18 protein-coding genes and 1 tRNA gene are annotated in these 22,312 nt (G+C 59.7%); 8 read left to right on the forward strand and 11 right to left on the reverse strand.

Annotation, left to right across the window (positions count from 1 at the left end; all coding sequences use genetic code 11):
• Positions 1-33 precede the first annotated feature (33 nt).
• The 4 genes from mgrA to WG78_RS01490 all read left to right on the forward strand — a co-directional run bounded on the left by mgrA (position 34) and on the right by WG78_RS01490 (position 5,909).
• Positions 34-1,077, forward strand: a complete 1,044-nt coding sequence (mgrA, locus tag WG78_RS01475) for an L-glyceraldehyde 3-phosphate reductase (protein ID WP_053936002.1) — start codon at positions 34-36, stop codon at positions 1,075-1,077.
• Positions 1,078-1,155: 78 nt separating this feature from the next.
• Positions 1,156-2,532, forward strand: coding sequence for a cysteine--tRNA ligase (gene cysS, locus WG78_RS01480; protein ID WP_053936003.1), 1,377 nt, complete (start codon positions 1,156-1,158; stop codon positions 2,530-2,532).
• Positions 2,533-2,655: 123 nt separating this feature from the next.
• Positions 2,656-3,408, forward strand: a complete 753-nt coding sequence (locus WG78_RS01485; RefSeq protein ID WP_053936004.1) for an enoyl-CoA hydratase/isomerase family protein — start codon at positions 2,656-2,658, stop codon at positions 3,406-3,408.
• A gap of 185 nt (positions 3,409-3,593) precedes the next feature.
• Positions 3,594-5,909 (forward strand): serine/threonine protein kinase, encoded by a 2,316-nt coding sequence (locus WG78_RS01490; protein ID WP_053936005.1) that lies wholly within the window; start codon positions 3,594-3,596, stop codon positions 5,907-5,909.
• A 308-nt stretch (positions 5,910-6,217) separates the two neighbouring features.
• Here the strand turns inward: WG78_RS01490 and oppF are convergent, their stop codons facing one another.
• From oppF to WG78_RS01525, 8 genes are all read right to left on the reverse strand, one after another.
• Positions 6,218-7,210, reverse strand: a complete 993-nt coding sequence (gene oppF / locus WG78_RS01495) for a murein tripeptide/oligopeptide ABC transporter ATP binding protein OppF (protein ID WP_053936006.1) — start codon at positions 7,208-7,210, stop codon at positions 6,218-6,220.
• A complete protein-coding gene (locus WG78_RS01500; protein ID WP_053936007.1) occupies positions 7,203-8,201 on the reverse strand; it encodes an oligopeptide/dipeptide ABC transporter ATP-binding protein in 999 nt (332 codons plus the stop codon). The genes oppF and WG78_RS01500 overlap by 8 nt, the downstream gene beginning before the upstream one ends.
• Positions 8,202-8,208: 7 nt before the next feature.
• Entirely contained in the window at positions 8,209-9,123 is a 915-nt protein-coding gene (locus WG78_RS01505; RefSeq protein ID WP_053936008.1) for an ABC transporter permease, read from the reverse strand.
• A 7-nt stretch (positions 9,124-9,130) separates the two neighbouring features.
• Positions 9,131-10,066, reverse strand: coding sequence for an oligopeptide ABC transporter permease OppB (gene oppB, locus WG78_RS01510; protein WP_053936009.1), 936 nt, complete (start codon positions 10,064-10,066; stop codon positions 9,131-9,133).
• A gap of 144 nt (positions 10,067-10,210) precedes the next feature.
• Positions 10,211-11,827: a peptide ABC transporter substrate-binding protein gene (locus tag WG78_RS01515; RefSeq protein WP_053936010.1), complete on the reverse strand. Its 1,617-nt coding sequence runs from the start codon at positions 11,825-11,827 to the stop codon at positions 10,211-10,213.
• Positions 11,828-12,013: 186 nt separating this feature from the next.
• The gene (locus WG78_RS22270; protein ID WP_152969012.1) at positions 12,014-12,226 is read right to left on the reverse strand and encodes a hypothetical protein; all 213 of its coding nucleotides are present in this window, start codon (positions 12,224-12,226) and stop codon (positions 12,014-12,016) included.
• A gap of 284 nt (positions 12,227-12,510) precedes the next feature.
• Positions 12,511-13,923, reverse strand: a complete 1,413-nt coding sequence (gnd, locus tag WG78_RS01520; RefSeq protein ID WP_053936011.1) for an NADP-dependent phosphogluconate dehydrogenase — start codon at positions 13,921-13,923, stop codon at positions 12,511-12,513.
• A 525-nt stretch (positions 13,924-14,448) separates the two neighbouring features.
• Positions 14,449-14,522 (reverse strand) — tRNA-Gly (locus tag WG78_RS01525).
• A 166-nt stretch (positions 14,523-14,688) separates the two neighbouring features.
• Here WG78_RS01525 and WG78_RS22800 point away from each other — a divergent pair.
• Entirely contained in the window at positions 14,689-15,312 is a 624-nt protein-coding gene (locus WG78_RS22800; protein WP_152969013.1) for a hypothetical protein, read from the forward strand.
• Positions 15,313-15,364: 52 nt separating this feature from the next.
• Positions 15,365-17,554, forward strand: coding sequence for a prolyl oligopeptidase family serine peptidase (locus tag WG78_RS01535; protein WP_161805047.1), 2,190 nt, complete (start codon positions 15,365-15,367; stop codon positions 17,552-17,554).
• Between the two features lie 21 nt (positions 17,555-17,575).
• Here WG78_RS01535 and WG78_RS01540 read toward each other — a convergent pair whose 3' ends face one another.
• Both WG78_RS01540 and WG78_RS01545 read right to left on the reverse strand, forming a co-directional pair.
• Positions 17,576-18,364 carry a heme ABC transporter ATP-binding protein gene (locus WG78_RS01540; RefSeq protein ID WP_053936014.1) on the reverse strand — a complete coding sequence of 263 codons (789 nt, stop codon included), beginning with the start codon at positions 18,362-18,364 and terminating at the stop codon, positions 17,576-17,578.
• A complete protein-coding gene (locus tag WG78_RS01545) occupies positions 18,364-19,353 on the reverse strand; it encodes a FecCD family ABC transporter permease (RefSeq protein WP_236691960.1) in 990 nt (329 codons plus the stop codon). The genes WG78_RS01540 and WG78_RS01545 overlap by 1 nt, the downstream gene beginning before the upstream one ends.
• A 298-nt stretch (positions 19,354-19,651) precedes the next feature.
• Between WG78_RS01545 and WG78_RS01550 the strand changes: the two genes are divergently transcribed.
• A complete protein-coding gene (locus WG78_RS01550) occupies positions 19,652-19,945 on the forward strand; it encodes a hypothetical protein (protein ID WP_053936015.1) in 294 nt (97 codons plus the stop codon).
• Between the two features lie 247 nt (positions 19,946-20,192).
• Here the strand turns inward: WG78_RS01550 and WG78_RS01555 are convergent, their stop codons facing one another.
• Positions 20,193-21,335, reverse strand: coding sequence for a metallophosphoesterase (locus WG78_RS01555; protein WP_053936182.1), 1,143 nt, complete (start codon positions 21,333-21,335; stop codon positions 20,193-20,195).
• 67 nt (positions 21,336-21,402) lie between these two features.
• Between WG78_RS01555 and WG78_RS22275 the strand changes: the two genes are divergently transcribed.
• Positions 21,403-22,254, forward strand: coding sequence for a Rossmann-like and DUF2520 domain-containing protein (locus tag WG78_RS22275; protein ID WP_053936016.1), 852 nt, complete (start codon positions 21,403-21,405; stop codon positions 22,252-22,254).
• The last annotated feature ends 58 nt before the right edge of the window (positions 22,255-22,312 follow it).

The raw sequence follows: 22,312 nt of genomic DNA on the forward strand, positions 1-22,312 counted from the left end.
CAGGGCAATCGTCAATAAACAGGGAGAGTAGTCATGGCATATCAGGCCAATGCGGCGCGGTACGACAATATGGTCTATCGGACATGCGGACATAGTGGATTGAAATTACCCGCCTTATCGCTGGGTCTATGGCATAACTTTGGCGATAGCGTGCCGCTGGATAAACAACGCGCACTTTTACGCACCGCATTTGATCTCGGTATTACGCATTTCGATCTGGCCAATAATTACGGACCGCCCTATGGCAGCGCTGAAATCAATTTCGGTCGTTTATTGCGCGAGGATTTCAAGCCTTATCGCGACGAATTAATCATCAGCAGCAAAGCTGGCTGGGATATGTGGCCGGGGCCGTACGGGCAGGGCGGTGGCTCGCGCAAATACGTTTTGGCCAGTCTGGATCAAAGCTTGCAGCGCATGGGGCTGGATTACGTCGATATCTTTTATTCGCATCGCTTTGACCCCGATACGCCACTGGAGGAAACCGCCAGCGCGCTGGCGACGGCAGTACAACAAGGTAAGGCGTTGTACGTGGGCATCTCTTCTTATTCGCCGAATAAAACGCGCGAAATGGCGGCTTTGCTGCGTGAATGGAAAGTACCGTTATTAATCCATCAGCCGTCGTACAACATGCTTAATCGCTGGGCCGAGGACGGCTTGCTCGATACCTTGCAAACCGAAGGGGTGGGCTGCATCGCCTTTACGCCACTGGCGCAAGGTCTGCTCACCGACAAATATCTGAACGGTATTCCCGCTGATGCGCGCGTCAATCAGCCCGGTGGCGATTCGCTGCAAAAAAGCCACCTTAATGACGACAATATTGCCCGGGTGAAAGCCCTTAACCAGATTGCGCAGCGGCGCGGACAAAGCCTGGCGCAAATGGCGCTGGCCTGGGTATTGCGCGATAGCAAAGTCACCACCGCATTGATTGGCGCCAGCAGCCCGGCGCAATTGCAGGAGAACGTGGGCGCGCTATCCAATCTGCAATTCAGCGCGGCGGAGCTGGCCGAAATTGATCAATACGCGGTGGAGAGTGGCATCAATCTGTGGGAGAAACCCTCGCACGATCAACGCCCCTAGGCGCATCCGGCCCGGGCGTTGCACCAGCGTTGCTTGGGCCTGTTAGAATGCCGCTTTTGCATAATTTCCGACCCCACCATGCTTAATATCTACAACACGCTGGCACGCCAGAAACAGCAGTTCGTCCCCATCACGCCCGGCAAGGTCAATATGTATGTCTGTGGCATGACGGTGTACGACTTCTGTCACCTTGGCCATGCACGCGTGATGGTGGTGTTTGATATGGTGGCGCGCTGGCTGCGCGCCTCGGGTTATGACGTTGACTACGTGCGCAATATCACCGATATCGACGACAAGATTATTCAACGCGCTGCGCAAAACGGCGAAACCATCGGCCAATTGACCACGCGTTTTATTGACGCGATGAACGAAGATGCCGATGCGCTGGGCGTGCAGCGCCCCACGCATGCGCCCAAAGCCACCGAATACGTGGACGAAATGCTGGCGATGATCGGCCAATTGGTCGCCAAAGGCCTGGCTTATCCGGCGCCGAATGGCGACGTTTACTACGCCGTGCGCAAGTTTGATGGCTACGGCAAATTGTCCGGCAAATCGCTGGAAGATCTGCGCGCCGGCGAGCGCGTCGATATTGACCACAACAAACAAGACGCACTCGATTTTGTATTGTGGAAAGCCGCCAAGCCGGGCGAACCGGCATGGGAATCGCCATGGGGCGCGGGCCGCCCCGGTTGGCATATCGAATGCTCGGCCATGAGCTGCCATCATCTGGGTGAACACTTTGATATTCATGGCGGCGGCGAGGACTTGCAGTTTCCCCACCACGAAAACGAAATTGCCCAATCCGAAGGCGCGCATGGCCACCAGTACGTTAATTACTGGATGCATAACGGCTTTATCCGCGTTGACGATGAGAAGATGTCCAAGTCGCTGGGCAATTTCTTTACCATCCGCGAAGTGCTGCAGAAATACGATGCCGAAGTGGCGCGATTCTTTATCCTGCGCGCGCATTATCGCAGCCCACTGAATTACTCCGATGTGCATCTGGACGACGCGCGCAATTCACTGACGCGTTTGTACACCACGCTGAAAAACGTGGCTCCCGCTGCGGTCACGCTTGATTGGAATAGCGCTTATCCAGCCCGCTTTAAAGCCGCAATGGATGATGATTTCAATACCGTGGAAGCCGTGGCGATTCTGTTTGAGCTGGCGCATGAAGCCAATAAACAACAATCCGCGCAATTGGCGGGCGAATTGAAAGCGCTGGCCGCAGTATTGGGCTTGCTGGAACGCGATGCGACGCAATTCCTGCAGGCCGGCACCAGCGCGGGTGAGGGCGAATTAAGCGCCGCAGCCATTGATGATTTGATCGCGCAACGCAAAGCCGCGCGCGCCGCAAAGAACTTTGCTGAATCCGATCGTATCCGCGATGCATTGACGGCTGCGGGCGTGGTGCTGGAAGACAGCGCGGCCGGCACCACCTGGCGTCGCGCCTAAGCGTCCGTTTTATTTCGTGAGTTCCATATCAAGCCAGCTCGCCGCGCCCGGCGTTTTAAACGAACAGGCGCGGCCGAAGCTGCCATAATCGCCGGCATTTCGCTTGCCGGACGTTAATTTCCCATGCTTGAAATCATTGAACACGATGGCGCGATCCGCGAGTTGCGGATGGCGCGGCCGCCGGTGAATGCGCTCAATCCAGCGTTGATCCGCGAGATTCGCCAGCAGATTCTGGCCGCGCCACAACAAGGCGTGCGTGCGCTGATCTTGTCGGGTGCGCCTGGTTTGTTTTCTGCCGGGTTGGACGTGCCCGCGCTGTTGGCGTTAGACACAGCGGGCCTCGAAGCGGCCTTCGATGATTTCTTCGGCATCTTTGCCGCGCTGGCGCATTGCCCCGTCCCCGTCGTTGCCGCCATCACCGGCCATAGCCCGGCGGGTGGCGCGGTGATGTCGATTTTTTGTGATTACCGCGTGATGGCGGAGGGTGATTTCCGCATCGGCCTCAACGAGGTCCAGGTGGGCCTGGTCGCGCCTGATTGCGTGCAGATCGGTTTGCGCCGTCTGGTGGGGCCATATCGTGCCGAGCGTTTGCTGGTATCGGGCAGCATGATCCCAGCCGCGCAAGCGCATCAATACGGCATGGTGGACGAGCTGGCCGCCGTCGAAGGCGTGGTGCCCGCCGCCCTGCGCTGGCTGCAGGCGCTGGACAAATTGCCGCGTGCCGCCATGCTGGCCACCCGCGCTATCGCTCGCGCCGATATCCGGGCGGTCTATGCCAACGGCCAAGTGCCTGATCTGACCGATTTTGTGACGCAATGGTTTGCCGAGAGCACGCAGGCATCCTTGCAGGCGTTGGTGGCACGGTTAAAGAAATAGTCACAAACGGCGTGCCAGTCAGGCCGTTGGTTGACGTCAGCATTAACGCACGGGAAATCATAAAACCCCTCATCCCCGCCGGCGCCACCGCTTGTAAGTTTTCTGCTTTCAAAGTGTTGCAACTGTATCGGCGCTACTCGCTGTAACGGGGCAACCCGTTATGATGGCGGCATAAGGGGAGCTTTATGCCGACGCTGTTACAAAATCGGTTCCAGTTGCAAAAACTCTTGGGCGAAGGCGCTCAGGGCAAGGTGTGGCTGGCGCATGATCAACGCCTGGACCGGCAGGTTGCCGTCAAACAAGTGCGCGCCAGCAGTTACAACGCCGCGCAGACCAAGCTTGCAAGCCGCTTGCAACACGCGCACGTGGTGGCGCTGCATGATGCGTTTGATGCCGAGGGCGAACACTGGCTGGTGTTCGAATATGTGCAAGGCCAGACGCTGGCGGCGTATCTGAAGAGCGCGGGCCGGATGACGCCGTCCCAAGCGGTGGACGTGGCCATCGGCGTGCTCGATGGCTTGGCCGTGGCGCATGCTCAAGGCGTTATCCATCGCGATATCAAGCCGCAGAACATCATGCTCGACGGCGAACTGCGTCCGCGCATTATGGATTTTGGTATTGCCGCCGCGCGTGGCGCGCAAGCCAGTGCACAGGGCACGGCCGCGTATATGGCGCCGGAAGTGATCAACAATCTGCCGGTGGATGCGCAGGCCGATATTTTCGCGGTCGGCATGACGCTGTATCAGATGTTGACCGGGCAACAGGCGGTGGCGGGCGAATCGGCGTGGGCGATCATGTATCGCATTGCCACGCAGCCGATCGCACCGCCGTCCTCCATCGAATCCGCGATTGATGAAAAGCTCGATCATCTGGTGATGGTCGCCTTGTTCAAAGACCCGCGCGAACGCTTTACCGACGCCGCTGCCATGCGCGATGCGCTTAAAACCTGGCGCGGCGAACATGCGGCGCAAGAAGGACACGACGATCGCCAGAGTACGCTGGATTTTTTGCTGCGGCGCATGCGCCATACCAGCGATTTTCCGGCGTTGTCGCAGGCCATCAGCGCGATCAACAAGATCAACGAATCGGATGCCGAGCGGCTGCAAGTGCTGTCGGGCGTCATCCTGAATGATTTTTCCCTGGTCAACAAACTGCTGCGCATCGTCAATTCAGCCAGCTATGGCCAGTTTGGCGGCACCATCAGCACGATCTCGCGCGCGATTGTGATTCTGGGTTTCGACACGATCCGCAACCTGGCCATTACCTTGTTGTTGCTTGAGCATATGCACAACAAAGCGCAGGCCAACAAGCTGAAAGAGTCGGTGCTACGCGCGTTTTTTGGCGGCGTGCTGGCGCGCGAGATCGGCCGCAAAGCCGGTGCGCGCGATATGGAAGAGGTGATGATTTGCGGCATGTTCCATCACCTGGGCAAGCTGCTGACCATCTATTACTTTCCGGAAGAGCAGCAGGAAATCAGTCGCAAAGTGGAAGGTGGCGCGAAAGAAGATGTGGCCGTGGTGGCGGTGTTGGGCTTGTCTTATGACGAGTTGGGTATCGGCATTGCCAAACATTGGTTGTTCCCTGATCGCATCGTCAATGCCATGCGGCCGTTGCCGGACGGCATGCCGCGCGAGCCAAATAATCAGAATGAGCGTTTGCGGGTGTTTGCCAATCTCAGCGCACGGCTGGTGCCGCTGGTGGGGATGGGTGCGAACGAGCAGCAAAAAGAAATGACCACGCTGCTGCGCCAGTACGGCGGGGCCACCCGACTGGGCGCACGCGAGCTACAAGATGTGCTGCGCAGCGCGGCTGATGTGCTGTACTCACATCTGTCGGCCATTGGCGTGGATGCGCGCAGTTCGGTGTTCTTGCGACAGTTGGCCAAGCAAAACGCGCGCGATTTGCCCGATGGCAAAGAAACCGCGCACGGGGACTCGCTGGAAGAATCGGTGCTGCATAACGACACCGAGCAACGCGCAGATATTGCGAGCGTGCTGTCGGCAGGCGTACAGGACATTACCAATACCCTGGTCAGCAGCTTTAATCTGAACGACGTGCTGCGCATGATTCTGGAAACGATGTATCGCGGCGTGGGCTTTGAGCGCGTGCTGTTCTGTACGCGTGACGCCAAAAAGCCGCTGATGCTGGCACGCTTTGGCTTTGGTAGCGATACGGCAGAGATCATTCCGCAGTTTCAGCTGGATACCACCAAAACCGGCGACGTGTTTCAGGTGGCGCTGGAACGCAATCTGGATATTCTGATTGACGATATTGACGCGCCCGCCATCGCCGAACGCGTGCCGCGCTGGTATCGCGAGAATATTCCGGCGGCCACGTTTATCATTTTTCCGCTGAAAGTGGGCGAACGCATGATCGGGTTTTTCTATGGCGACAAGCTGGAAGCCGGCTCGCTCAAGTTTGGGCCGAATGAGCTGAATATGCTGAAGACGCTGCGCAACCAGGCCATTCTGGCGATCCGGACCAAACAAGCCGGTGGCTGAGCTTTGATAGGGTGGGTCTAGACCCACCACCCAATGCCGTAGAGGAGCATGCAACAGCAAATCTCTCGCTGGCTTTGAGTGGTGGGTCCAGACCCACCCTATGCGTTTACGCGCGGATGCTCCCGCCCCGCAGGCCGGGCCGCGATTCGTGCTGCGGCGAGATGGGTTGGCGCGATCCGGAATTAAACAAGCCGGTGGCTGAGCTTATATAGGGTGGGTCTAGACCCACCACCCAATGTAGCAAAGAAGCATGCAACAGCAAATCTCTCGCTGGCTTTGAGTGGTGGGTCCAGACCCACCCTATGCGTTTACGCGCGGATGCAGGCGACCAGCGTGCCGGGCTGCGATTCGTGCAGCGGCGGGATGGTTTTGGCGCAGTCTTCAATCGCGCGCGGGCAGCGCGTGCGGAACACGCAGCCTGATGGCGGATTGATCGGCGAGGGCAGATCGCCCTGCAGAATCTGGATGACCTTGGCCTTTTCCAGTTCCGGGTCCGGCAGTGGAATCGCCGACATCAGCGCTTGCGTATACGGATGCGTTGGCCGCGCATACAGCGCTTCCTTGGTGGCCAGTTCCATCACATGGCCCAGATACATCACCAGCACGCGATCGCTGATGTGCTTCACCACCGCCAGATCGTGCGCGATAAAGATCAGCGCCAGGCCCATCTCCCGCTGCAGTTCTTTCAGCAAGTTGATGATCTGCGCCTGAATCGACACGTCCAGCGCCGACACCGGCTCATCGCAAATCACCAGCTTCGGCTCCAGGATCAGTGCGCGGGCGATGCCGATACGCTGGGCCTGGCCGCCGGAAAACTCGTGCGGATAGCGATTGATCTGCTGCTCACGTAAACCCACGCGCACCATGATCGCACGCACGCGTTGCATCACTTCGTCGTTGGACAACTCGGGCTTATGCGTACGCAGTGGCTCGGCGATGATTTGTGCCACGGTCATGCGCGGGTTGAGCGACGCCAGCGGATCCTGGAAGATCATCTGGATATCTTTGCGCGCGGTTTGCCAGTCGCCATGGCTGGCGCCACGCATTTCCTTACCCAGCCAGACGATGCTGCCCGCCGTGGCCGGAATCAGATTCAGCATCGCGCGCGACAGCGTGGATTTGCCGCAGCCCGATTCGCCCACCACGCCCAGCGTTTCGCCGGCGTACAAGTCAAACGACACCCCGTCCACCGCCTTCAGCGTGCGCGAGGGCTGCCACGGCCACGTATTGCCCTGGCGTACCTGAAAGTGCACTTTAACGTCGCGCACCGACAGGATCAGTTCTTTGTTTTGCTCAGCCATGGGCCACCTCTTTCAAGCGCAGGATAGGCTCACCGGTTTTGTGACAGGCGCGCAGCACGTGCGGCTTGCCCTCGGCCGGCAGCAGCGCCGGCAGCACCTGGTGGCAATGTTCGTCAGCCAGGCTGCAGCGTTCGCAGAACGGACAGCCCGCTGGCATATGCGCCATATTGGGTGGATTACCCGGAATCGAAATCAGCTCAGCGCCATCGTGGTCCAGACGCGGCAGGGCGTTCAGCAAACCGATGGTGTACGGGTGGGTGGCGTCGTAGAAGATGTCGCGCGCGCCGCCGTACTCCATGGTGCGGCCGCCGTACATCACCATGACCTGGTCGCAAATGCCGGCCACCACACCCAGATCGTGCGTGATCATGATGATGGCGGTGCCAAAGTCGCGCTGCAGTTCTTTCAGCAGCGTGATGATCTGCGCTTGCACGGTGACGTCCAGCGCGGTGGTGGGCTCATCGGCGATCAGGATTTCCGGTTCGCACAACAGGGCCATCGCGATCATCACGCGCTGACGCATACCGCCGGAGAACTCATGCGGATACATATCCACGCGGCGGGCGGCTTCGGGAATTTTGACCGCGTCGAGCAACTGGATGGCACGCACGCGGGCGGCCTTGCGGCTGAGGCCCTTGTGCAGTTCCAGTACCTCGGTCATCTGGCGTTCTACCGTCAGATACGGGTTCAGCGACGTCATCGGATCCTGGAAGATCATCGAGATGCGGTCGCCGCGCACACGGTTCAATTCTTTGGCGGGCATGGTCAGCAGGTTTTTGCCTTCAAACAGCGCTTCGCCATTGGCGACGCCGTTTTTGGCCAGCAAACCCATCATCGCCAATACGGTCTGGCTTTTGCCCGAACCCGATTCGCCCACGATGCCGATGGTCTGGCCGCGTTCCAGGCTGAAATTGACGCCATTGACGGCACTGATTACGCCATCGGGCGTACTGAACTTCACGCCCAGATTTTTAACTTCAAGCAGACTCATGGCGTCCTCACCGGTCTTTCGGGTCAAATGCATCGCGCAGGCCGTCGCCAATATAGTTGGCACAGCTCAGCGTGGCGCACAGGAACAAGGAAGGGAACAGCAGCATCCACGGTTGCTGGTCCATTTTGCCCACGGAATCACCAATCAGCGCGCCCCAGCTGGTCATCGGCTCTTGCACGCCCAGGCCCAGGAAAGACAGCACCGATTCGGTGAGGATGACGCCAGGTACGGTTACGGTGGTGTAGATGGCCACGATGCCCAGCAGATTAGGCACGATATGGCTGAAAATGATGCGATGCGTCGGCACACCGATGGCGTGCGCGGCTTCGACAAATTCGCGTGACTTGAGCGTCAGCGTCTGGCCACGCACCACGCGGGCGGTATCCAGCCACGAGAACACGGCAATCGTAATGATTACCAGATAAAACTCGCGCCCGAACAAGGTCATCATCAGGATGGCGATCAGCAGATACGGCACCGCGTACATCATGTCGACGATACGCATCATCACCGAGTCGGTTTTGCCGCCAAGAAAACCCGCGACCGCGCCCCAGGCAATGCCCAGCGCGACTGACGCGATGGTGCCCAGCAGGCCCACCAGCAGCGAGATACGGCCGCCAATCAGCGTACGCACCAGGATGTCACGGCCGAGCTCATCCGTGCCAAACCAGTGTGTGCCCGCCCAGGTGGGTGGCAAGCTGATGGCGCCCCAGTCGGTGTCGTCAAATGAATGCGGCACCAGCCACGGCCCGACAATACAGGCGACGGTAATCAACACCAGCAACACTACGCTGAACACGGCGGCTTTGTTGCGGGCAAAACGGTTCATGGCATCGCGCCACGGGCTGCGGCCCTTTACGGATTCGAGTGGCAGGTCCGCGACGGTGCCAGCCAGCGCAAGCTGTTTGCGTTTGGAGAACATGGCTACCTCAGTAACGGATGCGCGGATCGAGCAGCGCGTACGCCAGATCGACAAGCAGGTTGAACACCACGGCAATCACCGTGATCAGCACGACCAGACCCAGCACCAGCGTGTAATCACGGTTGGAGGCGCCGTTGACGATCAGCTTGCCCAGGCCGGGCAGCGAAAACACGGTCTCGGTGACGACGGCCGCGGTAATCGCACTGATGGCCACCGGGCCCAGCACTGACGCCACGGGGATCAGCGCGGGCTTGAGCGCATGGCGGAACACGATGGTGCGCAGTGGCAAGCCCTTGGCGCGCGCGGTGCGGATAAAGTTGCTCGACATGGTTTCGATCAGGCCGGCGCGCATGATGCGGCCGATGGTGGCCACGTTGATCAGCGTTAACAGCGCCACGGGCAGGATCATATAGATGGCGTGGCCGTCCCAGCCGCCCGCGGGCAGCCAGCCGTTACCGTCCGGATGCTTGAGCCAGATCGCAAAGATCAGGATCAGCACCGGGCCCATCACAAACGACGGAATGGTGTTGCCGATATTGCCCAGAAACATCACCACATAATCAATGATGCTGTTCTGGCGCAGCGCGGCGGCGATGCCAAGGATGACGCCGATCACCAGCGACAGGATCACCGACAGACCGCCCACGGTGGCCGACACGGGCAGCGCTTGCGCCACCAGCGAGTTGACGCTCCAGTCGGCGTAGCGGAAAGACGCGCCTAAATCGCCGTGCAACAAATCGTTCAGATAATACAAATACTGGCGCCACAAGGGCTGGTCCAGATGGTATTTGGCTTGAAGGTTGGCCAGTACGGCCGCGGAGACTTGGCGTTCACTATCAAACGGGCCACCCGGGGTCAGGTGCAACATCAGATAGCACAGCGTAATGACGGCCAGTGCGGTGGGGATCGCCCACAGCAGCCGTCGCAAAATATAAGACCACATGTGTATTTATCTTCCTGGACGGAACGAAGAAAGGCGCGCCCTCTCGGGACGCGCCATTATTCCAGAAATAAAGCGCAATTGGGGGCTTCTACTGACAGAGCGAGTACGGTGTTCCGCTTATAAAAAGCCCCGAATTTCAAACGCTTAATGTTTGATGATGTAGAAATCCTGGCTCAGGTAATCATCCAGAAAGTTGGTGGTGGTGTAGCCCCCAACATACGATTTAACCAGGCGCGCTTTGGCGTACTGGAACATCGGGATGACCGCGTAATCGTCCATCGCAATGCCCATGGCTTTGGAGAACGACGCGTTGCGCTTGCCGGCGTCGGTTTGCTGGCCGCCTTCCTTGATCAGGTTATCGACGGCGGGGTTGCAATAGAACGTGTCGTTTTGCGCGCTGCCGCAACGCACCAGGTCGAGGAAGGTGGTGGCGTCGTTGTAATCGGCGATCCAGGCGTTACGCGCAATCTGATAATTGCCGTCGTGACGCGTCTTCACAAAAACCTTGAACTCCTGGTTTTCCATGGTGGTCTGGATGCCCAGTTTGTTCTTCCATTCCGAACCCACAAACAACATCACTTTTTTGTGCATTTCGTTGGTGTTGTAGCTCAGCTTCAGGCTCAGCGGCTTTTTGCCCGGGCCATAACCGGCATCCGACAGCAGCTTTTTGGCCTCAGCCACGCGCTGCGCCATCGGCTCTTTTTGCCATGCGTAAACGCTGGGGGTGCCGCCGTCAGTGCCCTTTACAAACAGGCTGTATGCCGGGGTTTCGCCGTTGCCGGTGACTTTTTGCGTGAGGATGTCGCGGTCGATCACCATCGTCAGCGCCTGGCGCACGCGTTTGTCTTTGAACTCAGGCAACTTGTTGTTCATGTTGAGGTAGTACACGCCCAGCCATGGGGTGTTACGCAGCTCTTTGCCAAAGTCTTTTTGCAGCGAGGCGTAGATGCCGGTCGGCAGTTGGTCGGTCCAGTCGATCTCGCCCGATTTGTACATTTTGAGCGCGGTATCGTCGCTCTCGGTCGGGTTGTAGGTCACTTTGGTGATCTGGACGGTTTTGGCATTCCAGTATTGCGGGTTCTTGGCCAGTACCACGCGGTTGTTGGGCACCCATTCGGCCATCGTGTACGCGCCGTTGGAAACCATCTTGCCCGGCTTGTTCCAGTCCTTGCCGCCTTTTTCCACGTTGGCTTTGTTCAGCGGGGCCATCGTGCTCATTGCAGCCAGACCCGGGAAGAACGGCACTACGTCGTTGGTTTTGACTTCGAGCGTGTACTTGTCAGTGGCTTTTACGCCCAGTTCTTTCGGCGCTTTTTTGCCGTCAACGATGTCTTTGGCGTTGGTGATGAATTCCAGCAGGATGGTGTACTTGGAACCGGTTTTCGGGTCGACCGTACGTTGCCACGAATACACAAAATCATCGGCCGTTACCGGCGAGCCATCCGACCACTTGGCATCTTTGCGCAGCTTGAACACCCACGTGTGCGGGTCAGTCTGCTTCCAGCTTTCGGCCACACCCGGCAGGATCGCGCCATCGGCGCCGTTGCGCGTCAGACCTTCAAACAGGTCGCACAGGATGTAGTTGGATTGCTTGGTTTCGGCCAGGCTGGGGTCCAGCGAGTCGGGTTCGGTGCCGTTATGGCGAACCAGCTCTTGTTTGGCGGCCAGTTGCACGCCAGCGGGAACATTGGCAGCACTGGCTACCAGAGCGGCCAGGCCAAATGATGCTGCCAGTGCGGCGGCGATGATCTTGCATGTCATTAAGGCTACTCCTGCCAATCGTGTTGGCGTTCTGGTGCGATAACTCCCGGTATGCGGGTAAACCAGGTTGTTATCGCTGCTTCGGGTCTGGATACAGCCGCAGCGGTGGGCTGAGATCGGCTGGGGGCATAGCTTAGAACAATTCGGGCGATCCTACACAGTTCACTTTGCTGCCGCGCGCAAGCGTTAATACCGTTTGCGCGTGGCGGAATCGTCCATCAAGGCCGCCCGGCTGCTGTGGTTGGCGCGGACTAACTTGATATAACGCAATGAATGCTTGGCTGGATTGCGCTCGAAGCCGATTTCAAAGAGCAGCAAGAGAGCAACTTCCATGCCACTGTAAGCATACTCGGCAAAGTGATGCGCATATCCAACAGATGTAAGCGATGGCGTCAGCACGGCTGCATGTTTGATAGCACAAGAATGCGGACGCGATAGGCATGTACGCACAATTTTGGGTCGTTGTGTCCGGAATGATCCGGCTTGTGGGGCGTTCTGGTGCATAGGGTGGGTCGAGACCCACCATTCAAAGCCATCGAGAAGCATGCACCGCTGAATCTCTTCGTGCCTTTGGCTGGTGGGTCTCGACCCACCCTATGGGCGTAAAAAAGCCGACCTTGCGGGTCGGCTTTGGGGTTTTAACGCCGCATCGGGCACACGCTAGCGTGCGCCCCACGCCACAATTAGAACCATTCGGCGTGGAAGATGCCTGGCTTGTCGGTGCGCTCAAACGTGTGAGCACCGAAGTAGTCGCGCTGAGCCTGGATCAGGTTAGCGGGCAGGCGAGCCGAGCGGTAGCTGTCGAAGTAGCTGATGGCCGAACCGAAGGTCGGAACAGCAACGCCAGCTTGTACAGCCGCAGCCACCACATCACGCAGAGCCGCCTGGTATTCGTTGGCGATCTTGGCGAAGTACGGATCCAGCAGCAGGTTGCTCAGCTGCGGGTTCTTGGTGTACGCGTCGGTGATGTTCTGCAGGAAGCCCGAGCGGATGATGCAACCGGCGCGGAAGATCTTGGCGATTTCGCCGTATTGCAGATCCCATTTGCTTTCTTCGGATTGCGCGCGCATCTGGGCAAAGCCCTGAGCGTACGAAGCAATCTTCGACAGGTAAAGTGCGCGACGTACCGATTCAACAAAGGCAGCCTTGTCAGCGATGGCAGGCTTGTTGGCCGGGCCATTCAGCACCTTGGCAGCTTCTTCGCGTTCGGTCTTCAGTGCGGAGATGAAACGTGCAAACACCGATTCGGTGATCAGGGGCAGCGGCACGCCCAGGTCCAGCGCGGACTTGGAAGTCCACTTGCCGGTGCCTTTCTGGCCGGCCTTGTCCAGAATCACGTCGACCAGTTCCTTGCCGGTTTCTTCGTCTTTCTTCTTGAAGATGTTGGCAGTGATCTCGATCAGGAAGCTGTCCAGTTCGCCCTTGTTCCAGTCGGCAAACACGTCAGCCAGTTCGGCGTTGCTGAGGCCAACCACATCTTTCAGGATGGCGTAGGCTTCGGCGATCAGTTGCATGTCGCCGTATTCAATACCGTTGTGCACCATCTTGACGTAGTGACCTGCACCATCCGGGCCGATGTAGGCCACGCACGGTTCGCCATCCGCCGGGGCTTTGGCGGCGATCTGGGTCAGGATCGGAGCAACCAGGGCATAAGCTTCTTTCTGGCCGCCCGGCATGATCGACGGGCCTTTCAGCGCGCCTTCCTCACCGCCGGATACACCGGTGCCGATGAAGTTGAAGCCGAGGTCCGACAGCTCTTTGTTACGACGGATGGTGTCGGTGTACAGCGTGTTGCCGCCGTCGATAATGATGTCGCCCTTGTCCAGCAGGGGCTTCAGTTGGTCGATGGTGGCGTCGGTTGCGGTACCGGCCTTCACCATCAGCAGAATACGACGCGGGGTTTCGAGCGAAGCAACGAACTCTTCCAGTGTGTGGTACGGCACCAGCTTCTTGCCCGGGTTTTCTGCAATCACTTCGTCAGTCTTGTCTGGCGAGCGGTTGAAGATGGAAACCGTATGGCCACGGCTTTCGATGTTCAGTGCCAGGTTGCGGCCCATTACCGCCATACCAATTACACCGATCTGTTGCTTGGACATTTCTTCTGCTCCTGTCGGATGCGCGAAGTCGTTGCGACGCGCCTTGTACTCACTATGGAACCAGCCTCTGGGGCTGAACTTGCTATGCGCAACTGGAGTCCAGTTGCACCGGATATGAGGGTCTGACCGCGTCAGTACAAGCACGCGGTGGCCACTTTTTCATCTTTTCCGGGATGTTTTGCACGTATGCCGCAGATGAGCGCGGCCAAGGCGGCGATCCTGCACGGCGTAGCGCCGACATACGATACATGCGCGCGGACGAACCGCTGGCGATGTAAAACCTTGGCATCTTACACCTGCAATCAAGTTCGTTCCACGCTGCTAAGCCTGGACGGAGCGCTGGCAAACCGCAAATTGAATCGGAAATTGCTTAAGCGACTGAGTTTTATGAGGAAATCCTCAGTTGATTAAATGGTGCGCTGGCGGCGGTCTGCGTGCGGATGAGTGGGTGGGCGTGGCACGCGGTCGGCGGGGCGGCAAACAAAAGGCCGATGCGGGTTACGCATCGGCCTTTTGCATGAAGACTGGAGCGGGTGAAGGGAATCGAACCCTCGTATGCAGCTTGGGAAGCTGCCGTTCTACCATTGAACTACACCCGCAAAGGAGCGCCATTGTAGGGGGATTCGCGCGGCGCGACAACCGTGGCTTGCGGGCAGGCATGGCATGCAGGCGCGGCGCAATCATAATGCCGCCCCTTGCAAATTTTGCCATTTGAAAGCATAAATTCAGCCCGGTGCCAGTGCGTTACACGGGCAGGGGTGGCGGATGGCTTTGGTGTTGGCTTGGGCGGGCATGAATCAACCGGCGCAGCGTTCGCGCTGGATCGGCGCATTGGCCACGATTGTGTTTAATGCGGCGGTGATTGCCTTGCTGTTGTCGATCCGGCAGCGCGCGCCGTTGCTGCAGTCGGCGCAGGGCGTGATGGTGCGCTTGTTGCCGGCGGAGCGGTCCGCCGCGCAGATCAAGCCGCAACCGGCCATCCATGCTGAGCTGCCCGCCACCCGCGTAGAAAAACCATCACGACTGCACGCCAGACCGCGCTCGAATACAGTCGTTGCGCCACCGGGTGCGCTGCCAGCGCCCACGCCGGACAGTCCGCCCGATATCGCCATATCGCAGTCGCTGTCCGCGCCCGATGTCGCGCCGTCCCTCAATCTTGATGCCTTGCGGGACCACGTGCGCAAAACACTGCGCCGCGCGGACGCCAGTGCGCCGTCAATTCCCGATCTGGGCCCGCCGCGCAAAGAGCCGCAAACTGCGCTGGCCCGCGAAATGGCCAAAGCGATACGGCCATCCTGTGGCAGTGCGCACGCCGATCTGATGTTGCTGGCGCCATTGGCGATTGCCAAAGATGTCATCACCGGCACGGGTTGCACGTTACAGCCCTAGGGCGCTGTTTAATCCCGACAATTATCCCGTTCATATTCTGTGGAGTTACCGCATGTCCCGATCTGGTTGGCAACGGCGCGATGTTCTTAAAATGCTGGGCGCAATACCCGTAATGACGGCGTATCCGTGGATGGCCGAGGCGGCCACTGGTCCGCGTCGCCCGCCGGTGGCGCGCGTGCAGCCGGTAACGGAAACGCTGTGGGGCGAAAAGATTACGGATAACTATCGCTGGATGGAAAACGCGGCGGACCCGGACTGGGAGCCGTTTATGCGCGGGCAGGGTGCCTACACACGCAAGGTGCTCGACGCCATTCCGGGTCGCGCGGCGCTGGGCAAGCGGCTGAATGCGCTGTCGTCCGGTGCGGAGTCGATTTCCGCGCTCAATCCCAGTGGCGGGCGGGTGTTTTATAGCAAGCGGCCGCGTAACGGCGACAATTTCAAGCTGTACGTGCGCGATGCCGCCGGCGGCCCGGAAAAACTGCTGCTCGACCCCACCGTCATCAAGCTGGAAGGCTCGCATGTCTCGCTGGATTGGTGGGTGCCTTCGCCCGACGGCAAGCTGGTGGTGTATGGCATGTCGCCCGCAGGCTCCGAGAACTCGGTGGCGCAGATTCTGGAAGTCGATACCGGCAAGCTGCTGCCCGAAAAAATCGACCGCACCGAATACGCCAGCCCGTCGTGGCTGCCCGATAGCTCGGGTTTCTTTTATAACCGCCTGGCCAAAGGCCCCAAGCCGGGCGATCAGGATTTCTTCTTGAATAGCGCTGCGTGGCTGCACAAGCTGCGCACCGATCCCGATAAAGACCAGCTCATCCTCAGCCAGAGCCAGTACGCCGAAATCCAGTTTGAAGCGGCCGATTTTCCCGCCGTGGCGGCCGACGTAACCTCCGAATATGTGATCGCCAGCCCGCTGGGTGGCGTGCGGCCGAATAACCCGTGGTTTTCGGCCAGGCTGGCTGATGTGCTGGCTGGCAAGCCGCAATGGCGCAAGATTTGCGATGTGGCGGACGACGTCACCAATATCGCGCAAGCGGGTGACGACCTGTATTTGCTCAGTACGCACGGCGCGGACAACGGGCAGATCCTGAAAGTGTCGGCGTCCGCACCCGATCTGGCCAAGGCGCAGGTGGTGCAAGCGACCAGCGACGTCATCATCCAGAGCATCGCCGCCGCGCGCGATGGTTTGTATGTCACCTTGATGGATGGCGGCTATAACAGCCTGCAAAAAATTGATAAAGCAGGCGTCAGCAAAGCGGTGCCGCTGCCGTTTGAGGGTTCGATCAGCTCGCTGGGCGTTGCCACATCGGAAGATGGCGTGTGGCTGCTGGGCTCGGGCTGGTTGACGCCGTTTGCGGTGTTTCATTTTGATCCGGCCGGCAACGTCGCCAGCGACACCGGCATTTGCGCCAGACCGGCGATTGATCTCAGCGTGTACGAAGAAATTCGCACCTTTGCCACCGCGCGTGACGGCACCAAAGTGCCGCTGTCGATTGTGGCGCGCAAGGGTCTGAAAAAAGACGGCAAGAATCCGACGCTGGTCGACGCTTATGGCTCGTATCAGGTGGTGAGCCAGCCGTATTTCTCCACGCGCTTTATTGCATTTCTGGAGCAAGGCGGCGTGATGGCGACTGCGGGCGTGCGCGGCGGTGGCGAATATGGCAAACGTTGGTGGCAAGCGGGCAAGGGCCTGACCAAACACAATACCTGGCGTGATCTGATCGATTGCTGCGAAAAGCTGATCCAGGACGGCTGGACCGATAACAAGCATCTGGCGATTCAGGGTGGTTCGGCCGGTGGGATTACGGTGGGGCGTGCGCTCACTGAGCGGCCGGATCTGTTTGCGGTGGTGCTGTCGGATGTGGGCGCGTCAAACACGTTGCGTGCCGAGTTCTCACCCAACGGCCCGCCCAATATCTCGGAATTCGGCACGATCAAAGAACACGACGGATTTCTGGCGCTCAAGGAAATGGATTCGATCCAGGCCGTCAAAATGGGCACCAGGTATCCGTCGGTGCTGTTGACCACCGGCCTGCATGATCCGCGCGTATCGCCGTGGGAAGTGGCCAAGATGACCGCAGCGTTGCAACGCGCCACGGCGTCGCATAACCCGGTTCTGCTAAAGGTGAATATCGATGCGGGCCACGGCATCGGCTCCACGCGCTCGCAAATCGATGAAGAGCTGGCCGACCAGTACGCCTTTGTGTTCTGGCGCACCGGCAAGGCCGGGTTTCAGCCGCGTTAAACGGTGCGACGCCGAGCGGTGCTAGAGATCAAACAGCACCAGCACGCGACCGTCCGTGTCGGGATGTTCGATGACGCGGGCGGACGTGTCGTACGCCGCTTGCAGATGCTCGGGCGTGAGTGCGGCGCGCGGCGCGCCATAAGCCACGACGCGACCTTGCGCCAGCAACAGCAACTGATCGCAGGCGCTGGCGGCCAGGTTGACGTCATGCAGGATCACAACGATGGCCAGCGCGCGGGTATCGGCCAGTAGGCGCAGGGTGCGCAACAACAGCAACTGATGGCGCGGGTCGAGATTGGCCGTGGGCTCGTCCAGCAATAACAAACGAGGTTCATCGGCTTGGCGCGCAGCCAGTACCTGTACCAGGACGCGCGCCAGATGCACGCGTTGCTGTTCGCCGCCCGAAAGGTGCAGATAGCTGCGCTCGGCGTAATCGCTGGCATCGGCCAGTTTCAGGGCTTGCTCGACCAGGTCGGCCACGGCGGCAGGGGTGAGTTCGGCAAACGGATAGGCGCCTGCAGCCACCACTTCGCGCACGTCCAGATCAAACGCCAGCGTTGCCGCTTGCGGTAATACGGCGCGGCAACGGGCGAGGGCCGCCGTACTCATCTGCTGCACGTCTTTGCTTTGCCAGAGGATGCGGCCGCTCGCGGCGGGGAATTCGCCCGCCAATGTGGCCAGCAAAGTGGATTTGCCTGCGCCATTTGCGCCGAGGATGCCCAGAATCTGGCCCGGTGCAACATCCACGCTGACGTTGCGCAACAAAGTGCGCCCGTCGCGCGCCACTGCGATTTGATCGACTTGCAGCATCAACGCGCCTTTCTAGCCAAAAGCCACAAAAAGAACGGCGCGCCAACCAGGCTGGTGATAACGCCGATCGGTAATTCGGCCGGGGGCAGCGCCACGCGCGCCAGCCAGTCCGCCAGCGTTAATGCGATCGCGCCACCGACCCATGCGTTGGGTAACAACTGGCGATGCTGGGCGCCGCTTGCCAGGCGCACCAGGTGCGGCACCACCAATCCGACAAAGCCGATCGTGCCGGTTACCGCCACCAATGGGCCCACTAATAGTGCAACCAATACAATAAGACGTCGGCGTAAAGGCTTGAGCGCAAAGCCTAAATGCGCGGCCTCGCGCTCGCCTAACAACAAGGCGTTCAGCGCGCGCCATTCGCGCCACAGCAATGCACTGAGCCCGATCACCCAAGGCGCGAGCGCCGCCACGCTGGGCCACCCCGCACCGCCCAGGCTGCCCATGGTCCAGAAGGTCAAGCCGCGCAACTGACTGGGATCGGCGAAATAGGTCAGCAGATTGATCAGACTGCCGCACAAGGCATTGATGGCGATACCTGCCAAGAGCAGGCTGGCCATGCCTTGCTGACGGCGGCCCAGAACGTAGCACGCCGCGGTTGCGACCAGGCTGCCAACAAAGGCGGCCGGCGCGATGGCCCATGCGCTGCTTGCCCCCAGTACGATCGCCAAAACTGCACCCAATGCACCGCCCGCCGAAATACCGACCAGTCCAGGTTCGGCCAATGGGTTGCGAAACAGCGCTTGCATCACCGCACCACACAAAGCCAGTGCGCCACCGGCCAGTATCGCCAACAGCGCGCGCGGCAGGCGCACGTCCAGCACGATGCTTTGCCAAAGCGCCTGATCCGCGTTTTGCGGGTGCAGCAGGTATGGCCATTGTTTAAGCGGGATCGGCAGTGCGCCACTACCCAACGAAAGCAGCAGCAAGACCAGCAACAAGGTGGTCAGGGCGGGTAGCAGAAGGAAGGTACGGCGCGGTTTGGGCAAGATCAGGCAACGGTGATGGCGTGGCGCGATTATCCGGTGCGATCTGGCTGGCCGCCAGCATGCCAACGTCACGGAATATCGTGACCAGGTCACATATTTTACCAATTCGTTTATTAATCAATGCATTGAAATTGTTTTTGAATGTTTGTCTTTAGATTGAAGAGGGGTTTGGTGCAGGTTGGAATGTGCCGCTGCAGCCCGCATTCCGCCTCAATAAAGTCACACATATGGCTTGCTTAATTTCGTGACTTGGCACATAATAGAGGCATCCCTCAATCGACCGCCGGATAATCCAGCCATGAAGCACACCGCCGATTTCGTGACCGCAGAATTGCCAGGTATGCCCAAAGCCACGCGCCGTGGTCGGCCCTGTGTGGGTTTGCGCCCGATGACCAGTGCAGAGCGCAAGCGGCGTAGTCGGCAAAACCGGCTGCAGCTGGCGTTAAAGTCAGGGGATGTGGCGAACGTGCAAATTCCGGTACAGCTGAATGCGGTGGTGGATGAGCGCACGCGCCGTTTGCTGAAAGAGAAGGCCGAAGCGCGCGGCGTTACCATTGGCGCGCTGCTCGACGAATGGGTTGCCACCCTCTGAACGGGGGGCGGATTCTATCCAGGTTTGCGCCTGCGCGCATTAGCTAAGACGGTTGTGAGGTGGGCGCGGCGTTCGCGGTAGGGTCCGCCCATCAAAGTGGCATTGCCTGGTCGCATGCTCACTTTGAGGTTCTGTCGAGTTTGCGGCTGTGCTGGGGCCGTGGTGAAGACTGCCAGTCACGGTGGCATTGCGATCTGCGGGCGTATCGATTGGCGGCTTTGAAAGGTGGGTCTTGACCCACCGTATGTCACGCGCGCACTAAGCGCAGCCGGGTGATTTCCGAAGGCGCCCCAAAGCGTTTGGGCGGGCCCCAGTAGCCAGTGCCGCGGCTGGTGTAGACCCACAGCTTGCCCAGGCGGTGCAGCCCGGCGGTAAACGGCTGCTGGAATCGCACAAAATGCCCCCACGGCCAGAACTGGCCACCGTGGGTATGGCCCGACAGCTGCACATCAAAACCCGCCTGTTCTGCCGCCGGCGCGCTGCGAGGTTGATGCGCCAACAAGATGCGCACCGCCGCATCGGCAGGTGCATTCAATAAAGCGCGCACCGGATCACTGGCGTTGGCCGGGTCAAAATGCCCCGCGCCAAAGTCGGTTACGCCGGCCAGCACCAAAGGCGCGGCGCCGCCATTCAATACCACGTGCTCATTCATCAAAACACGCACGCCCAGACGGCGCAGCTCGGCCACCCACGCCGCTGCGCCCGAATAATATTCGTGATTACCGGTCACAAAATAGCTGCCGTAGCGCGCCTTCAGATCGGCCAGTGGCGCGGTGTGCGGCGATAATTGCGCCACGCTGCCATCGACCAGGTCGCCCGTAATCGCCACCACGTCGGCGTCCAGTGCATTCACTGCCGCCACAATCGCGCTTAGATAGTTGTTCTTGATGGTAGGGCCGACGTGGATATCGCTGATCTGCGCGATGGTAAAGCCCTGCAATTCAGCGGGCAGATTGGCCACGGGGATATCCACGCTCACCACGCTGGCGGTGCGGCGCGCGTTGAAGAAGCCAATCACGCTAATCAACAAGGCGAGTGCGGGTACAAACACCGCGCTGTCATGCAAGACGGCCGGGGTGATCGGGCCGGGTAACAAGGCCAGCACCAGCAGCACCACGTCACGCACAAAAGTAAACACCAGTAGCGACGAGAACCAGCCCATCGCCAGCATGCCCGCCCAACTGACTCGATCCGCCAAGGCATGGTCTTCAAAATTACGCGACATCATGCCCAGCGGCATCAGGATTAATGAGAGCAGCAACACCGCCCCACCCAGAATCCAGGTGGCGACGCCCCCGTCCAGATAGGGCAACAAGCGCACGCCGATATAAGCGTGGAGCGCCAACAGCATGATGATGACAAAACCAAACGGACGACGGCGTGCGGACATGGCGGGCTTCATGGTGATGATCGGGGAGCGGCATAATGCAGGCCTTTGCCTTACATGGGTGGTTGTGATGGACAAATCAAGGCAGGACAACGGCATAGCGCGTCTTAATCTGATTGGTCCGGGCCGATTGGGGCAAACGCTGGCCTTGTTGTGGCAGCGCGCAGGCCTGGTGCAGCTGCAGGCGGTGTGCGGACGCGATGCGCAACGCGTGGCTGCTGCCTGCCAGCGGATCGGTGCTGGGCAGCCCGCCCGCATCGACTTGCTGCCGCCCGCCGAATTAACGCTGATTGCTACGCCCGATGCCGCGATTGCCGAAGTGGCGCAGCAGCTGACCGCCGCTGGCACGCTGCGGCGCGGCGACATTGTGCTTCATTGCAGTGGCGCTACCGCCAGCAGTGTGCTTGCGCCAGTGACAGCCGCGGGTGCGGTCATCGCTAGCGTGCATCCGCTGAAATCGTTTGCCGACCCGCTCAGCGCCGCCGCCAGTTTCGCGGGCACGTGGTGCGGTGGCGAGGGCGACCGCGCCGCGCTGGCCGTGCTGCAACCGCTGTTTGAAGCGGCGGGTGGCCAGTGGTTTGCGCTGCAGGCCGAACACAAATTGCTGTATCACGCCGGTGCGGTGTTGGCCTGTAATCATCTGGTGGCGCTTATGGATACGGCGCTGCAATGCATGGCGGTCGCCGGTTTGCCGCGCGCCGCCGCGTGGTCGGCGTTGCAGCCGCTGGTGCAGGGCACGCTAGCCAATATCGCAGCAAAAGGCACGGTCGAAGCGTTGACTGGCCCCGCCGCACGTGGGGACCTGGCCATCCTGCAGGCCGAGCAAACGCTGACCGAGCAACTGTCGCCCGAAGTCGGTGCGGTGTATGCGGCGCTTACCGCGGTGGCATTGCAGCTGGCGCAGCGTCAAGCTGAGCTATAAAGCTCGCATGTCTCGTAAAAGAATCAACCACCCGCAAGGAGGGTCGACGCCAGTGGCG

Origin of the sequence: Amantichitinum ursilacus (assembly GCF_001294205.1) — a bacterium.
GTDB lineage: Bacteria > Pseudomonadota > Gammaproteobacteria > Burkholderiales > Chitinibacteraceae > Amantichitinum > Amantichitinum ursilacus.

What these genes read in the sequence shown, in the direction of transcription:
- mgrA (WP_053936002.1), top strand. Translation starts at nt 34, where the DNA reads ATGGCATATCAGGCCAATGCGGCGCGGTACGACAATATGGTCTATCGG.
- cysS (WP_053936003.1), top strand. Translation starts at nt 1,156, where the DNA reads ATGCTTAATATCTACAACACGCTGGCACGCCAGAAACAGCAGTTCGTC.
- WG78_RS01485 (WP_053936004.1), top strand. Translation starts at nt 2,656, where the DNA reads ATGCTTGAAATCATTGAACACGATGGCGCGATCCGCGAGTTGCGGATG.
- WG78_RS01490 (WP_053936005.1), top strand. Translation starts at nt 3,594, where the DNA reads ATGCCGACGCTGTTACAAAATCGGTTCCAGTTGCAAAAACTCTTGGGC.
- oppF (WP_053936006.1), bottom strand. Translation starts at nt 7,210, where the DNA reads ATGGCTGAGCAAAACAAAGAACTGATCCTGTCGGTGCGCGACGTTAAA.
- WG78_RS01500 (WP_053936007.1), bottom strand. Translation starts at nt 8,201, where the DNA reads ATGAGTCTGCTTGAAGTTAAAAATCTGGGCGTGAAGTTCAGTACGCCC.
- WG78_RS01505 (WP_053936008.1), bottom strand. Translation starts at nt 9,123, where the DNA reads ATGTTCTCCAAACGCAAACAGCTTGCGCTGGCTGGCACCGTCGCGGAC.
- oppB (WP_053936009.1), bottom strand. Translation starts at nt 10,066, where the DNA reads ATGTGGTCTTATATTTTGCGACGGCTGCTGTGGGCGATCCCCACCGCA.
- WG78_RS01515 (WP_053936010.1), bottom strand. Translation starts at nt 11,827, where the DNA reads ATGACATGCAAGATCATCGCCGCCGCACTGGCAGCATCATTTGGCCTG.
- gnd (WP_053936011.1), bottom strand. Translation starts at nt 13,923, where the DNA reads ATGTCCAAGCAACAGATCGGTGTAATTGGTATGGCGGTAATGGGCCGC.
- WG78_RS22800 (WP_152969013.1), top strand. Translation starts at nt 14,689, where the DNA reads ATGGCTTTGGTGTTGGCTTGGGCGGGCATGAATCAACCGGCGCAGCGT.
- WG78_RS01535 (WP_161805047.1), top strand. Translation starts at nt 15,365, where the DNA reads ATGTCCCGATCTGGTTGGCAACGGCGCGATGTTCTTAAAATGCTGGGC.
- WG78_RS01540 (WP_053936014.1), bottom strand. Translation starts at nt 18,364, where the DNA reads ATGCTGCAAGTCGATCAAATCGCAGTGGCGCGCGACGGGCGCACTTTG.
- WG78_RS01550 (WP_053936015.1), top strand. Translation starts at nt 19,652, where the DNA reads ATGAAGCACACCGCCGATTTCGTGACCGCAGAATTGCCAGGTATGCCC.
- WG78_RS01555 (WP_053936182.1), bottom strand. Translation starts at nt 21,335, where the DNA reads ATGTCCGCACGCCGTCGTCCGTTTGGTTTTGTCATCATCATGCTGTTG.
- WG78_RS22275 (WP_053936016.1), top strand. Translation starts at nt 21,403, where the DNA reads ATGGACAAATCAAGGCAGGACAACGGCATAGCGCGTCTTAATCTGATT.